Origin of the sequence: Psychrobacter sp. 1044 (genome assembly GCF_904846525.1) — a bacterium.
Taxonomy (GTDB): domain Bacteria; phylum Pseudomonadota; class Gammaproteobacteria; order Pseudomonadales; family Moraxellaceae; genus Psychrobacter.
On record NZ_CAJHAZ010000009.1, the window covers coordinates 86516 to 102677 of the forward strand.

General features: G+C 44.4%; 13 protein-coding genes. 7 read left to right on the top strand and 6 right to left on the bottom strand.

What is annotated here, in order from left to right:
* Nucleotides 1–117: 117 nt before the first annotated feature.
* The 3 genes from nhaA (at nucleotide 118) to JMX82_RS07970 (ending at nucleotide 3511) form a co-directional block, all read left to right on the top strand.
* Nucleotides 118–1320, top strand: a complete 1203-nt coding sequence (gene nhaA / locus JMX82_RS07960; protein WP_109591860.1) for a Na+/H+ antiporter NhaA — start codon at nucleotides 118–120, stop codon at nucleotides 1318–1320.
* Nucleotides 1321–1469: 149 nt separating this feature from the next.
* Nucleotides 1470–2054 (top strand): DUF2799 domain-containing protein, encoded by a 585-nt coding sequence (locus JMX82_RS07965; RefSeq protein WP_201540130.1) that lies wholly within the window; start codon nucleotides 1470–1472, stop codon nucleotides 2052–2054.
* 92 nt (nucleotides 2055–2146) lie between these two features.
* Complete coding sequence (locus tag JMX82_RS07970; protein WP_201540131.1) at nucleotides 2147–3511, top strand: oxygenase MpaB family protein; 1365 nt, start codon at nucleotides 2147–2149, stop codon at nucleotides 3509–3511.
* Nucleotides 3512–3573: 62 nt separating this feature from the next.
* Here the strand turns inward: JMX82_RS07970 and JMX82_RS07975 are convergent, their stop codons facing one another.
* Entirely contained in the window at nucleotides 3574–4308 is a 735-nt protein-coding gene (locus JMX82_RS07975; protein ID WP_201540132.1) for an NUDIX hydrolase, read from the bottom strand.
* Nucleotides 4309–4881: 573 nt separating this feature from the next.
* On the opposite strand from JMX82_RS07975, the gene JMX82_RS07980 reads away from it, so the two are divergent.
* Both JMX82_RS07980 and JMX82_RS07985 read left to right on the top strand, forming a co-directional pair.
* Nucleotides 4882–5445, top strand: a complete 564-nt coding sequence (locus JMX82_RS07980) for an NUDIX hydrolase (RefSeq protein WP_045453478.1) — start codon at nucleotides 4882–4884, stop codon at nucleotides 5443–5445.
* 177 nt (nucleotides 5446–5622) lie between these two features.
* Nucleotides 5623–6951, top strand: a complete 1329-nt coding sequence (locus JMX82_RS07985) for a serine hydrolase domain-containing protein (RefSeq protein WP_055124791.1) — start codon at nucleotides 5623–5625, stop codon at nucleotides 6949–6951.
* Nucleotides 6952–7050: 99 nt separating this feature from the next.
* On the opposite strand, the gene JMX82_RS07990 is transcribed toward JMX82_RS07985, so the two are convergent.
* Entirely contained in the window at nucleotides 7051–10128 is a 3078-nt protein-coding gene (locus JMX82_RS07990; RefSeq protein WP_201540133.1) for an insulinase family protein, read from the bottom strand.
* A 437-nt stretch (nucleotides 10129–10565) separates the two neighbouring features.
* Here JMX82_RS07990 and JMX82_RS07995 point away from each other — a divergent pair, with 437 nt between their 5' ends.
* On the top strand, nucleotides 10566–11027 hold the full coding sequence (locus JMX82_RS07995; protein WP_045453475.1) for a universal stress protein: 462 nt from the start codon (nucleotides 10566–10568) through the stop codon (nucleotides 11025–11027).
* Nucleotides 11028–11179: 152 nt separating this feature from the next.
* Here JMX82_RS07995 and JMX82_RS08000 read toward each other — a convergent pair whose 3' ends face one another.
* Nucleotides 11180–12115 (bottom strand): LysR substrate-binding domain-containing protein, encoded by a 936-nt coding sequence (locus tag JMX82_RS08000; RefSeq protein WP_060491834.1) that lies wholly within the window; start codon nucleotides 12113–12115, stop codon nucleotides 11180–11182.
* A gap of 226 nt (nucleotides 12116–12341) precedes the next feature.
* Between JMX82_RS08000 and JMX82_RS08005 the strand changes: the two genes are divergently transcribed.
* A complete protein-coding gene (locus JMX82_RS08005) occupies nucleotides 12342–13427 on the top strand; it encodes a YeiH family protein (RefSeq protein WP_201540134.1) in 1086 nt (361 codons plus the stop codon).
* Nucleotides 13428–13686: 259 nt separating this feature from the next.
* Here the strand turns inward: JMX82_RS08005 and JMX82_RS08010 are convergent, their stop codons facing one another.
* From JMX82_RS08010 to JMX82_RS08020, 3 genes are all read right to left on the bottom strand, one after another.
* On the bottom strand, nucleotides 13687–13896 hold the full coding sequence (locus JMX82_RS08010) for a cold-shock protein (protein WP_045453470.1): 210 nt from the start codon (nucleotides 13894–13896) through the stop codon (nucleotides 13687–13689).
* A 244-nt stretch (nucleotides 13897–14140) separates the two neighbouring features.
* Complete coding sequence (locus JMX82_RS08015) at nucleotides 14141–14563, bottom strand: YbaN family protein (RefSeq protein WP_198330147.1); 423 nt, start codon at nucleotides 14561–14563, stop codon at nucleotides 14141–14143.
* 295 nt (nucleotides 14564–14858) lie between these two features.
* Nucleotides 14859–16151: a VWA domain-containing protein gene (locus tag JMX82_RS08020; protein WP_201540135.1), complete on the bottom strand. Its 1293-nt coding sequence runs from the start codon at nucleotides 16149–16151 to the stop codon at nucleotides 14859–14861.
* Nucleotides 16152–16162 lie beyond the last annotated feature (11 nt).

Sequence of the window (16162 nt, forward strand, 5' to 3'; positions counted from 1 at the left end):
CTATATCAATAAGAGTATGAGAAACTGTTGCTGTCTATCATGTCTTTATGAGTCGTGTCATAGATATTTGAGGTTATTGGATTAATTTGTAATTCGTGTTTAGCAAATGAGGATGATATGGCAATACGCAGGATTAAAGCATTTTTTGAATTTGAGGCAGCGGGCGGTATCGTCCTAGCATTGGCTGCCATTGCTGCAATGATTATTGCCAACTCCCCTCTCAATGTGTGGTATGAGGGCTTTATTCACGCACCCGTTGCCATTCAAATCGGTGAGTTCGCTATCGCTAAAGACGCTCATCACTGGATTAATGACGGTTTGATGGCGATTTTCTTTTTTTTAGTGGGACTTGAGCTAAAGCGTGAAGTGCTGATCGGTGAGCTGTCTAACGTTAAGCAAATCATCCTGCCAGCTGGTGCGGCACTCGGTGGCATGATTATGCCAGCGATTGTCTATCTGCTTTTTAACTATAACGAGCCTGAGTTTTGGAAAGGATGGGCGATTCCAGCCGCGACCGATATTGCTTTTGCCCTAGGTATTTTGAGCTTATTAGGCAACCGCGTTCCCAACTCTTTAAAAGTATTTTTAGTATCAATTGCTATTTTTGATGATATTGGCGCCATTTTAATCATTGCTTTATTTTATACCAGTGATTTGTCATTAGAGTCATTGGCAGTGGCAGGTCTATGTCTACCCTTCTTATACCTTCTTAATCGTCGCAACGTCACCAGCATCACGCCTTATCTGCTGATCGGTGTGATCATGTGGATTGCGGTACTCAAATCCGGCATCCATGCCACCTTGGCTGGCGTGGTCTTAGCACTATTTATTCCTATGTTTGACCGTACTGATCCTGAGCACTCACCGCTAGAAGAGCTAGAGCACGATTTACATAACACCGTTGCCTTCGGTATCTTGCCATTATTCGCATTTGCCAACTCAGGCATATCTCTCAAAGGTGCAGGCTTCGCTGAGCTGTTCCATTCAGTACCGCTTGGTATTGCGGCCGGTCTATTCATCGGTAAGCAAATTGGTGTAATGGTTATGTGCTGGTTAATCTTTAAACTTGGTATCTCAACCATGCCAAGAGGCATGAATTATAAGCAGATTTACGGTGCAGCCTTACTCTGTGGTGTTGGTTTTACCATGAGTCTGTTCATTGGCGGTCTGGCATTTGCTGGTGAAACAGCCTTATTTGATGAGCGCTTAGGTATTATTATGGGCTCAATCGTCTCTGGTATCGCAGGTTACCTCATGCTCAAAGTCAGCTTGAAAGACAATGTAAGCGGCACCTCAGTCGATCTGACTCGCCCTCATTAATAAGAAGATAAGCCACTTAAAGGCGATTTAGCTTATCAGTGGCTTATTATTTTATAGTTTACGTACTTTGGCAGCCGAGCATGGTTCATTAAAAGTATTTTTCATTAGCCATATCAGCACTTGCATCAATAGCCATAGAAGAGATAATCATGCGACAGTTTGTACTGCGGCCTTCGTTAAGCTTGGCGCTCCTTGGTAGCATTGTTTTACTATCAAGCTGTGCCACGCTCTCTAAGCAGGAGTGCCTCGTTGGTGACTGGCAGGCTATTGGCTACAACGATGGCGTGGCAGGTTACCCATCAGATCGCCTTGCATCACATGCCAAAGCCTGTGCCAAGGCCAGTGTTGCCCCCAACTATCTGGCATGGGAGCGCGGTCGCCAGCTGGGGCTTAAGCAATACTGCACGACCAGTAATGCTTACAATGTCGGTCGGCGCGGACGTCAGCTCAATAATGTCTGCCTCTTAACCTTGGCGAATACACTGCAAACTGCCAATCAAAAAGGCTTAGACTATTACGCCTTAGACAGTCAGTTAGACAAAGACAAGCGCCTCATAGAAACCTACCAAGAAGAATTTGATAAGCTAGAAAGTGGGGCGATGTTAAACTTTGCTAATGAAAAAGAAGCACGTGCGCGCTTACTGTCATTAGCCGACGAGCTGCGTAAAGCCAAGCGCCGCATGAATACCACGCAAAGACAATTAGAAGCTCTAAACCAGTCAAATAGCTATTAATATAATTGGCCTTGTGAAATAATCTAATAGGAAAATATCTGGTAAGAAAGCATTTGGTAAGAAAGCATTTGGTAAGAAGGCATTTGATAAATATGGATTCAATCAACATAACTGATAAACAGACGGCTGATACTTTGAATCACCAAAAATCCTCAATAAAACCTTATCAGCGTCACGGACGGACGACCGCGATTGATGACCATAGCGACTTGCAAGTCTTAAAGCGCATCAAGCGTTATTTATTGCCAAAAGACTTCGTTATCTCGCAAGATTTATTAAATGAAATAGTCACAGGCTACGATATTGGCGATTCACTGGCAGATACATTGGCCGCTGACGGCATTCGTTTTGCAAAGCCCCTACAGCAATTTATTATCAGCGACAACAGCAATAACTTCGACGCTGACCTCGCAAATAACCCTGCATTTAACGTTTTGACTGAACAATTTAGCCGTCATCCCGATTGGTTCGATCCCAAGCTCGCCCAAATCGGTGCGGTTGCCTATCGGCGCTATCCGCTGATGTTGATTTGGCTATTACGTAATGTCGCCCTGATGGCAGGCTACAGCATTCCTGCCCTCTCCCTGCCGCTCATTCAGACAGGTGCATTGATGCATGATGCCCTGCCGCGCCTGATGCGTACTTACGCTTATATCCTAGCTGTCTCTGAACATCCACTATTACATAAGTCGAATACGAGTGCACGCAATAACCGTCAGCCTATCGAGCAAGTATTAGCGATTGGTTCTGAAGGTTGGCGGCAATCGATCAAAGTGCGGCAAATTCATACTTTAGTACGGCAAAACTTGCTCAAAGGTAAAGGCAATGCTGCTAAAGGCGTCATACCAAATGCCGACCAACACCATAATCCAGATGGCAGCTGGAATACCGCCTATTGGGGCCTTCCTATCAACCAAACCGATATGATTGCTACTCATTTGCAGTTTTCATTGTTGATTATGCGCGGCTTACGGCTGCTTGGCGCACGCATCAGCACTGAAGAAGCAGAAGGTATCCTGCATCTATGGAATCTTGCCAGCTATTGGATGGGCGTTGACTTAGATCGTCTGCCAAAAGATGAAACCGCTTGTTGGGAGTGGCTCTATACCTATTTATCAATTCAGCAGCTTGATTTTAAAATGGGACAGCCATTAGCCAAGGCCCTGCATGATTTGCCGCGTCAGCTGATGGGCGAGGACAACCGCCGTGGGCGTTTCGTTGAGATGGTCAATGCTAGCGTGACCCGTACCTTAGTCGGCGATGATATCGGCGATGGGCTGGATTTGCCAAAATCAAAAATCCGCTTTGGCGTCTTATCGTCGGTGCCGATTCTTTTTGCTCTCGATACGGCACGCCAACACAATCAAACGATAGCTGAAAAATTAGAAGCTTTCCGCGCCAAACGCCAAGATAATATGAATTGGTGGCTAAAGAAAAATGACGAATATTATAAGTAAGCAATTATAAATAAAGCATAGTAAATAAACGAATAATAATTAAACGTCAACCGCCTTACGAGTTAATTGCGGGTATTTTGGATGCGATAATACCACTCAAGCTGGCGATCAAAGCCTGTTTCCAACAAACTGGCAATGACTCGCCCTGTCAGACCCCAAACCGTTTCACCATCCACTTGCCAGCTAGGAGTGAGAATGGTCGCGGTCTGATCTTGCATCGCATATTCTACTGCATACTCGACGGTAGGCTGAGTCAGCAAGGTTTCAAAATCTGCCCAAAAAATACGCGAGATTTCGCCAAGCTCAGGTACTAACAATAAATCTGGCGCAATCAGTGCCACAATAGGACGGACACTCATACCACTTTTGGAGGTTTGAATGGGCAATTGACCAATTAGCTGGACTTTATTGGGTGGTAGTGCGGTCTCTTCACAGGCTTCACGCAAAGCGGTGACGACATTATTACCATCACCTGCGTCATGTTTACCCCCAGCACAAGAGACCTCACCAGCATGACTGTTCATGTGCGCAGCGCGACGTGTCAATAGCAGTTTTGGATGGCGTTCATGAGTGATGGCGACCAATACCGAGGCATCGGCAATAGGTGTCTGATACAAGCTATCTAGAATGCAAGCGCTACGAGAGGTCTTAGCGTCGTATAGCGCAGGACTGGTGACAGCATTTAAGGTCTCATGCTGCACCCGTTCCGCCAACGTTCTAATGGTGGGATAACGAATAAAGTCCGGCACAGCGACTGAAAACTCATCAAAACGTAGCGACTGCGGGGGGAGTAACATTATCATTGCCCTATATTTTTATCAGTATGAAGCATCAATGCCATTAAATATAAATAGCAATCAAATACAAATATTGACTACTCAGGTTCACCAGTTTATCTTTTTTGACCTTATTTGGCATCGAATGGTGGAGCTTGTCTCTTGCAGCTATTACAGTGCTTGCGCTAGAGCATGCTCTCATTTATAACCATATCAGTCGCGGCTGCTATTACTGTCACCATTGGTAAAGCCATCATTCAATAGTTAGTGTAAGTCTAGCCTAGCGCAATCTGACCTTGACTGCATATACTTTATGTGACTGAGCTGCTCTGCCTATAGAACTCATTAATCCAATTATTAACACATCATAACCGTAGCAGAAACCAGTTGCGCAAACCTGTGTGCTTGTTATTATCACTGCCAGTGTGATGAGAATTTGTGTTATCTTAGGATTAACAGCTATGATCACCTAACATCTGATAAGCTAAAGTCATACTATTTTATAAAATAAGAACCATAATTCTTCAAAGAACGACAATCCTTTTTCTCATTTCTATTTATCATGTATATTTATCATTAAATAAGGCAGTTGATATGCGCTATTGTTTACAATGCGGTCATGAAGCGGAACGCAAAATACCAGCCACGGATAATATCCCACGCTTGGTATGCCCCAATTGCCACTATATTCACTATGAAAATCCAAAAGTGATTTGTGGCTCACTCGTTGTGCATAAGCATCGGGTACTGCTATGTCGCCGCGCGATCGAGCCACAGTATGGCTTATGGACACTGCCAGCTGGCTTTATGGAAAATGGCGAAACCATGGCAGAAGGGGCCGCTCGTGAAAGCTTTGAAGAAGCAGAAGCGGTCGTCATCAATCCGCATTTATATTGCTTATATGATATTCCTGATATCGGGCAAATCTATAGCATCTATATCACTGAGTTAAAAGACGGTGCTTATGGCATCGGCTCTGAAAGTCTTGATTGTGCGTTATTTACCGAAGAAGATATTCCATGGGACAAACTTGCCTTTGAAGCGGTACGTCGCACTTTAAAAAGTTACTTTGCTGACCGCAAGCAATACGATAATCATGAAAATTTCCCTATTCATCAAGATATCATCGGTAAAGACCAAGCGATCAAGCGATACTAGCCCTAAACATATAAAGAATAGAGTTATAAAAAATAACCTTATAAAAAAATCGACTGCTTTACAAAAGTGGTTGGTAAAAACCATTGATAAGTCTTATGCTAAGTTTTGAATATAGCCACTTATCAATGGTTTTTTATTGTCTGAAGTTAATCGTTTAAGCCGACTTGCGAGAATATTATGCTGACTTTATTGCAACGCTCTTTACCGCTACTACCACTGACCATCGCCATGACTCTAACCAGTATAAGTATCACCAGCCATGCGGAAGATGCACGGTTAACCGCCAAACAATCCGACCCACAAACGCTTGGCTGGATGCAAGGTTTTCCGCCGCCTGCTGATAAACTGATTACTCAACCTTCCTCTAATTTTTTTAGTTTTCCCAAGCTGCGCTGGACGGTCTGTCATATCCGTGAGTTGATGCCTACCACTGACGTCAGTCGCGGTATCGGCGCGCCTTCCAAGCTGAGCTATGCGCTAGATAAAAATATCGATGCCATCACCTTTATGCCTACTAACAGTAAGCGCCCGATGACTTGGAAGCAATCACTGGATGCCAATTATACTGACGGCATTATGGTCATGCATCATGGCAAGGTAGTATACGAGCGCCAAAACGGCTGCCTCAATGAGCTGGGCAATCATGCGGCGATGTCGATGACCAAATCAATGACTGGGCTGTTAGCAGAAATCCTCGTGACCGAAGGTAAGCTTGACGATAAAGCTTTGGTGGCGTCTATCATTCCAGAGCTCAAAAACAGTGGCTTTGGTGATGCAACCGTACGCCAAGTCATGGACATGACCACAGCGCTCGATTATAGCGAAGACTATGCTGATCCTAATGCCGATATCTGGAAGTATTCAGAAGCGGCAAGCCCATTACCAAAACCGAAAGACTATAAAGGACCCAATGGTTACTTTGAGTACCTTCAAACAGTTAAGAAGAATGGCGAACATGGGGAAGCTTTCAACTATCGAACCATTAATAGCGACGCCCTAGGTTGGATTATTTCGCGTACGACTGGTAAAGCGGTGAATGAATTACTCTCGGAACGCATCTGGCAAAAAATCGGTGCTGAACAAAGCGCCTATATGACGGTCGATGCTAAAGGTACGCCGTTTGCCGGCGGCGGTCTTAGTGCAGGTTTGCATGATATGGCACGCATTGGTAGCTTGATGCTCAATAAAGGCGAGATTAATGGTGAGCGCTTATTCCCAGCTGCGGTCGTTGATAATATCGAAGCGGGTGGCGATAAAGAGGCTTTTGCGAAAGCCGATTATAAGCAGCTGACTAACGGCAGCTACACAAGCATGTGGTGGTTATTTAATAACCCCACGCCCATCTATGCAGCACGCGGCGTCCACGGTCAAACTGTCTATGTGGATCCAGCAGCCGATATGGTCATTGTGCGTTTTGCGTCATACCCAGATGCCAGTAACGGCAAAATAGATCCGACTTCTTTACCTGCCTATAAAGCAGTCGCCAATTACTTAATCAAAAAGTAAGCCTTTAAAAAACGCTATCAAGTAATAAAAACCGCCGCTTCCATTTTTAGTGAAAGCGGCGGTTTTTTATAGCAATTAAGTCAATAGATTTTAAGTGAACTAGCTCTTAATTTTACAGACTTTAAAGCCAAGCTCTTTTACTGCTGCTTCTTTATCATAGGGCGCGAGTACTGCACGTACATGCTTTTGCTCTTGTAGATATTGCTTAGCAACGCGCTGCAAGTCTGCCACGGTCACGGCCAATATTGAGGCACGCATTTTACGCTGCCAGTCGACGCCGCGATGATGCAAATCTGCAAAGCAGGCTTTAACCGCCTCCCCTGCTGGAGAGCCTGGCTTATCCATTCCTGAGATAATACCTAAGATGGCCTCTTCTAACTGCTCGTCTGTTTGCGGCTCATTCAATAGCCATTCGATACTAGCATCAAAATGCCCAAAGGTCTCAGCACACTGCGGATCACGGTAGCTAAAGAACTTAAAGGCACAGGCATTGGCGTCGTAGCCCGCACCGCCGCCATAAGCACCGCCGCGCTCACGAATAGCGCTATGCAGATAACCATTGCGTAGATAAGGCGCTAATACCATCAAGGCTGCTGTATCAGGATGATCAGCCGCTGGTACGGTATAAGCGCTGGCATTATGATAGACGTTGGTTGGCACTAGCCACGCTAAGTCTTCAACATCGAGCGCCACATCACTTTCTAGCGCTTCGACCGCGTCTTTCTCACCATTTAACGCCGCATCAAGTTGCAATTCGGCAAACTCGCTTGGAATATTGGCGTCGATACTCGCATCAGAATTTTTTAACTGCGCTGCAATCTTCGGCGCTTGACTGTCTTTCCAGCTATCAACGATTAAATTGCTTAAGCGTTCGGTTTGCTCCGCTTCACAGATGATAACCGCGTGCTTAGGCAAACTAATTAGACGTTGATGTAAGTCCATCAAGCTGTTTGCTAATTTATCCCACTGTGCGTCATCGCTACTGGCATGAGTTAAGAAGTCTTTTAGCGCGTTCAATGCTGGCAGACCACTGCGCACGTACTCTAATTGCGCTTGGCGACTCATGCCGCGGCTGGCGGTTTGCATGGCATAGGAATGACCTGAACCAGCAAGGTTTGATTGCCAGCCTGCTTGACGCTGCTGCAAGATTTCTTTGATACGATCATGCTCACTAAAGATACTGTGTTCCATGACTTCTTTGAGCAAATCAATCGCTTCAGGTTTACGATTCAGCGCGCGCGTTGCCACCACAAAGTAGCTGCTAATCGCTTGGCTGTCGTCAATATTGGTACGCTGACTGATACGCGCCGTCACTCCTGATGAATGAGCCGCTTGCTTGGCCTGCATTTCGTGAGCGCTGAGCGAATCTGTACCTAGCTCTGATAACAAGCTTAAATAAATAGGCAATAACGGATGATTAATTACTTCATTAACGGGTAGCTCGCTTGTATCCTCATTACCAATCGCATCAGTCAACGGTACAATTATTTGATAATAATATAAGCCGTTAGTGCCCGCTTCATATTCAAATAACGTACTGTCTTTGCCACTTAAATTAATCTGCTTTTGCGTGCCTTGCTTAAAGCTGATATCGGTTGGAACGTCTTCTAAACCCACTTTTGGCAATAAGCTTAAATCATCAGGCGCTGCTTGGCGCGCTGCCAAATCAAGCGCTTGTTGTTTTAAGATAGCTTTATCATCAGCGGTCAAATCCATCTCGATGGTATCAAGACGGGTCTGCTCAGCTGCCGCCAAACGGGCAGTTTTTTCGCTGTCAGGCGTCATTGTGACGCGGACACGATGCTGATTATCAAGCAAATGCTGCTTGATTAAATTCGGTAACCATTGCGCATCTTTTACTTGCTCACGTAGCCACTGCAAATGCTCATCGACTTCCCAGACATCGATAGGATTACCATCATGAATAGCAGTGCTAAAGCCTTCTAGCATCAGATTTAGACCATAGGGCATGCTATCGCCGCCGATATGACGCTGATCAATCTCGATTTGGTGCAGAATCGTCTCAATGGTTTCATCATCAATCGGTTGGCTCGCGACCTCTTTAAGCAAATCAATAATGCCTTGCTCTACCGCTTCGGCGTGTTCAGGGTTAGAACCGCGCAGACCGGTATAAAAGACCATTTCATAATGACTGTCATCCAAACCTAGTAGCGGACTTGGCGCTTTACCGAGTGGATGGCTATCTAGATACGCACGCAGCGGCGAACCAGCATGTTCAACCAACACGCCTTCTAATAAACGCAATGCCAAACGCTGCTTTGGATCAGTAATCGATGGTAATAACCACGCAATGACATGATGAGTTTGGTCAGGACCTGCTTCGTCAGCCGTATAAGTATCAACCGCGCTAATCGGTGCAGACAGGCGTTTTTCAGGACGTGAGACGTGTTTTTTACCCGCTTCAAACTGAATCAAGGCATCTTCATGGATTTTGGCTTGGGTTTCAGCGACTGGAATATTACCAAAGCTCATGATCACGCTGTTTGACGGATGATAATGGCTCTGATGGAATTCAACCAGCTCAGTATGGGTCAAGTCAGGAATATCGGCAGGATCGCCGCCCGAATTATAGTGATACGTCGTCGTTGGGAATAAATGATGGGCGACCGTATGATACAACTGGTCAATCTCACCACTCATTGCGCCTTTCATTTCATTAAAAACGATACCCTTAAATTGCGGCTTGTCATTTTCGTCTAACTCTACACGAATACCTTCTTGGGCAAAATCCAGCGGATGAATATTCGGAAAAAACGAGGCATCCAGATAAACGGCTAGCAAATTAAAGTAGTCATTTTTATTTTGCGTCGCATACGGATACGCCGTCCAATCGGCAGCGGTCATCGCATTCATAAACGTGTTCAATGAGCGTTTAATCATCGAAAAAAACGGGTCACGAACGGAGAACTTCTCAGAGCCACATAAAGCCACATGCTCTAAAATATGCGCTTCGCCTTTTGAATCCATTGGCTGAGTTCGAAAGCCCACCAAAAAGGCGTTTTCATCACTTGGATGTGCCAAGTGGTAATGCATCGCGCCTGTTTTGACGTGTTGGCTTATTAATACGTCCATCGACAATGCATCGATATGGCGGTGCTCAATCAGCTCAAAGGCAGGATGCAAAGTTAGATCAGTAGTAGATAACGTGTCGGTCATAATTTTCCTTATGGATTGCTCTAATTTTATTTAGAATAATATGCGATTAGTGACTAAATCTAGCCAGTGGCGATAAAATAAAATCGGAGTAAACAATAGATAGATAGTGTATGTAATACTTATCGTAGGGTCTTTTTTATATGATAATTATATAAAAATATTGTGAGTATTATTGTGATTAACCTATGAGTAATATTCAAATTTAATGGCATGTACCCGTGCATCATTTTAAATGACAGCAATGCACTGGTATAAATTAAAAAGAATTTGCCTAACGGAATTAGATGGGGTTCGCACCTTCATAAGTCAAGATACTATAGTGATAAAGATGACCAAGATGGCAGAATGTCGGATTTTCACAAAGCGAACTCAAAGCTTACTTAACAGCAGCCATCAGTAGTGCTATAGTTAAAATCATCTGTCACAAGGAGCCGCTCATGAGTTACGAACATATTTTATTGGTCACCGACTTAATGTCCGATGCTGATGTGGTCGCCCAAAAGGCCAAACGTATCGTCGAGAATCGTCCTAACGCTAAGTTATCGGTATTACATATCGTCAAAGATACTATGGTCGGCTTCGGCTATGAGCTGGTGCCAGCCTCCAGCTTATATGACGAAATTGACGATGAACGCTGTCAAGAAGCGCGCGCTAAATTGGCACAGTTTTTGGAGCGTAATGACCTACATGCAGTGAATTCTGAAGTGACCACTGCCATCTCTAACAGTGAAGGCATCGTCAACTATTGCCACAAGCATGACGTTGATTTGTTGGTCATCGGTCGTCATGAACGCCATGGTATCGCAGCTTGGCTCAGTGGCGCGACGGCAGACAATATCTTGCCTAACGTCCCATGTGACAGCTTAGTCGTAAGACTGGATAAGCCCGTTAATAAGTAGTTTAAAAAAAGACTTAACGCTGTATCTAAATTATTTAAACCTATCAAAAATAGCGCATCGGATAACTTTGCGCTTTTTTATTATTTATTGACATAGTAGACATTCTCGCTAATACCTCTATATTTCTAAGACCTCTATATTTATCACTAAAGTTAATCTTCTGTCAAAATATCAATAAAACTTTGCCAAATCGGGCTTTGATGGCGGGCTTTATGCCACACTAGCCACCAAGTTCGTGACAAATCGATGCCCGCGACTTTCACCTGTACCAGCGCTCCTGCTGTCAGCTCTGCCTGAATGACATGCTGTGATAAACAGCCAAGACCAATATCTGCACTCACCATATGCTTAATAGCTTCCGACTGCTGAATCGCCATCACAATTTCCGCATCAGGCAAATGCTTGAGCAGCTGCTCGTCGATAATTTGCCGTGTACCTGACCCTGCCTCTCGTACCAATAGCGGCAGCTTTGCCAGTTGTGCAATGCTAAGCTCGTAGCAATTATCCGCATCGTTATACGCTGCCATGTCTGTCAACCATTTGCTATCGCGCTTGGTAAAGATCATCAAGGTATCTGTCCGCCACGCACGCTGCTCAATGACTTTCATATCTGTGGGGCGTGGCATACCCTCTACGAGCGCAATATCAATATTTAATTGTTCAACTTCGCTGACCACTTCTTGAGTATTGGCGATATACATATCGATATGGGCATCGGGTAGCGTCGCATATAGCTTGGCAAGCAGCGGCGGCAGCACATAATTGCCAATCGTGGTACTGGCACCGATATGAATCTGCCCTGCTTGATGCTTATGATAATGCTCTAGAGTTAAGGCCTGCCCCAAGATGGCTTGTGCCTGTATATAAATAGGATGGGCGTTGGGGTGCTGATTGAGCCTACGCCCGACGCGCTCAAACAATGGCATCTGCAGCCTTGCTTCTAATTCTGTCAGCGCACTACTGACCGCCGACTGCGATAAATGCAGCGCTTCACTGGCACGGCTGGTACTACCCGTTTGATAAATACTGACAAACACCGATAATTGCTTGAGGGTAATCTTTGGTAATACCTGCATGGCTTTTTTCATAATTTCTCTGACATCCTATCTTATTGATACAATCTAAAAAGCACCTGTTATTTTAAAAAACCTTTATTATCTAAAAAACCATCTTTTTAGCCCAAAGACTTTTATTAACCTAAAAAATCGATAGTTTTTATCTAATTAATCTGTTTTTATTATAGATTGGTCTGCCTTATAATGTCTATTCATAAGCTTATGCTTATTTCGATTATACATAATAGGACAGTCAGTCATGTACGCCTTGACCCAATCAGTAAATAACTATTTCCCGCGCAGCCGCCATTTAGCAGGGCTTATCGTCGTGCTGATTGGCAGCTTATTTTGTTTATGGCTCAATACTAGTGTCAACACATGGACCAATGGACGTATCGTTGGCTTGTCTTCTCTCACTTTAGCCATTCTCATTGGTATGGTATTGGGCAATACGGTCTATCCTAACCTTGCTGAGCGCTTAAGTGTCGGCGTGGCATTTGCCAAAGGTCAAATATTGCGCCTCGCCATCATGTTTTATGGCTTTAAGCTGACCCTAACGCAAGTATCAAGTGTCGGACTGTCTGCGGTGATGAGCGATGCATTGGTATTGACATCGACCTTTTTACTCACCTATTGGATAGGTACCCGATGGTTAAAAGTCGATAAACAAACGACGCTATTGATTGGGTCAGGCGCAAGCATTTGCGGTGCCGCCGCGGTGATTGCCGCCGAGCCTGTGGTCAAAGCGGAAGCACACAAAGTCACTATTGCCGTGGCGACAGTGGTGGTCTTTGGTACGGTTGCGATGCTGCTCTATCCGTTTTTATACCATCTTGGTTGGTTGCAACCTTGGCTAAATGCTCAGCAGTACGGGATTTATACGGGTTCCACCATTCATGAAGTGGCGCAAGTCGTCGTCGCTGGTAACGCCGTCAGCCCCGAAGTGGGTGACACAGCGGTTGTGACCAAGATGATACGCGTCATGATGCTTGCTCCTTTTTTACTTATTTTATCGTTTGCCTTAACCAAAGGTAGCAGCAACAATGGCAAAAAACCATCGTTTATAAATCGCGTTCAACAAGTCAAAGTGCCTTGGTTTGCCTTTATATTTATTGCCATCGTTTTACTACACACTTGGGTGCCGATGACCGCAAGCTTTGAGCGTAGTATGGTGATGCTAGACGATGTGCTGCTTACCATGGCGATGTTTGCGCTTGGTCTAACCACGCATTTGGGCGCTATTAAACAAGCTGGCGTTAAACCCCTTATCTTGGGGGCGATTATGTTTGCTTGGCTGATCGTTGGCGGTGGATTGATTAATATTGGCATAAGCTTACTTGGCTAAAGTAAACTACCAAACATCCTTACCGTTCGTTATCATTCTTGCCATGAGTTATATAGATCAAAAAAGCCGATGACTATGCTAGTCATCGGCTTTTTTGGTTTATCGTCTGATTTAAAAGCCACTCAATATAAAGCGCACGTTACGTTATAGATATTAAGCTTTTAATTGCAAATAGCTTATCTTAAATCGTAGATGAAAAAAAAACGAACCCGAAGGTTCGCTTTTTTTTCATCTTGCTCTAAGTGTCTATAAAGACAAATTAGATAGCAACGATGTTATGGGCTTGTGGGCCTTTTTGACCTTGAGTTACAGTGAACTCAACTTCTTGGCCTTCAGCTAAAGTTTTGAAGCCTGAACCAGTGATTTCGCTGTAATGAGCAAAAACGTCTGCGCCAGTTTCTGGAGCGATAAAACCAAAGCCTTTAGCTTCGTTGAACCACTTAACTGTACCTTTTTGAACGTCTGACATAATATAATCCTACTTTTAAATTTATTAATGGCCTAGTGACCGATAACGCTTGCAAATAGCTACTGAACGATAAATATTAAAACGAAGGATTATAACTAATACTACGAGGTAATGATTTGGTGCAGAACTGCTCTTAAGCTTGGACGTATTATAGGGGGAACATCCTGATTTCGCAAGTCTTATCTTAGCTTTCATGTAACTAAAGCCTATTTTTTACGATTTTTGACCTGAAAATCAACGTATTTTAAGCATTTGGCAAACGGAACAAATAGACCGCTACCCCAGTACAGACCACGGCTACCAGCCATGCCATCCATATCATATCGGTGGGAATATTAAAAAACAACATCGTTGTTGAAATAGTCATCATTATTGTTGCTAACCACTTAGCATAGAGTGGCACCGCATGATTATTTTCCCAATCGCGGACAAATTTCCCAAAGTATTTATGATTGATCAGCCAAAAATGAAAACGCCGCGAACTACGTGCCCAGCAACCTGCCGCCAGTAATATAAAAGGCGCAGTCGGCATGACTGGCAGTAACACGCCGATAATCCCTAATACAAAAAATAGCCAACCCAGTATGACAAACGTCCAACGCACCGTTGGGCTGTTATGCTGATTGGTTTTGGGTCGATAATAAAAAGCTTTTTTGTGTTGGCTCATAAAAATACTGTCATTGAATGATATGTAGAGGCTAATATTTAATAAAGATTAGACAGCTAGATTGTTAAACCAGATAATCATTTATAGAACTGCCTACCTATATAGGTAGCTAAGCATGCAATATCACTTAAAACGGTACAAGGCTATTTTTACGAGGTTTTTGCTATCAATAGGTACGTTTGGTTAGTGGTTGGGTAAGTGAACTCACCACCTTTGACTAAATTTTCAGCAATGAAAAACCGCTCATAGCTAGACTATGAACGGTTTTATCGTTAAAGATACTATCCTAATTTATTCATTTCGCTATCAATCCTATCTCGCGTGCCTCTTTTAGCCAGCTTGGGAACTCCTCCAGCATATTCTCATATAAGGCTTCTTCGCTGATATCATCCAAATCATCGAGTTCAAAAAAGTCACAATTATCAATCACGCGCCCTGTCATGTCGTCCAGTTTTTTTAGGATGCCATAACCACGACCACCCAAGCCTACAAACTGCCAAAATATCGGTAGTTTCGCGGCTTCCGTCATGACTCTGGTGATACCGCGATTGTCATTCACCCCGCCATCACTGATAAATAGCACGTATACAGGTACATCCAAGCCATCTTTTTGGTAAAACTCCGTCACGGCTTTCATGACTTCTGCTTCGTTATTCACACGTGGGCCAAGTGCCCATTTGCGCCAGCCGCCATGAGCGTTGTCAATGAAACCATCATAGTTATTCAGCCCAATCTCACCCAAATACTGCGGATCTCGGGCAAACGCCCAGCAGTCTAGCTCTTGGTCGTCATCGAAGCTCACTGCCAATGGCAATATGCGATTGACTACCTCTTGCACGCGGCCTTTTTTGTACTGTCTGTTCATTGAGCCTGAGGCATCTAGCACCAATGCTACCTTTGCGGTTAATTGCTGCAATTGGCGCTTCTCAAGCGATATTGTGGCTTTTTTGGCCAGATTGACCAGTTTGGGTGCTTTGTCTAGCATGACCTTTTCTAGCGATGGTTTTGTTTTAACTGGCGTTGCGGTCGGCTCTGCTGTCGAGCTGCCCTCTTCTACGTCACCACCGAAATGCTGCACGATGGCGGCAAGTCCACCATTAAAGCCTTGCGCGACGTTAGATACTCGCCAAACGCCACTCTTACGATACAGCTGTATCAGCATACTGGCTTGCTGCTGGGCAAAGTCTGCTGCTTGATATTCTGCTTGCGCCTTTTGCGATTGTTGCCAAATGCCAATCTCTAACGATTGAATTTGATTGAGCGGCGTGTCGGCTGATAACACAAAAAATAAGCTGTCTATATTCGTAGCCAGTTTGGATAAATTCACCTCAAACTCGGCTTGGATGCTGCTAGAGGATGATGGCTGTGACTCGTAATGGGTGAGCTTGATTTGCCCGCATGGTGAGGCTGGCTGATTATAAAACACCATGTAATCATCGTTGATCAGTTTGCCCGCTGCGTCTAAGGCAAAGCAGCTGATGTCCATCTCTATCGGGCTTTGGCGAGTGAATTTAAGCGTGATGGGTGCGGTATCGTCAATAGCAAGATTGCTTAAAGGCGCGCGTTGTCCGACGGTGAGATGGTTCATGGTGTTCCTTG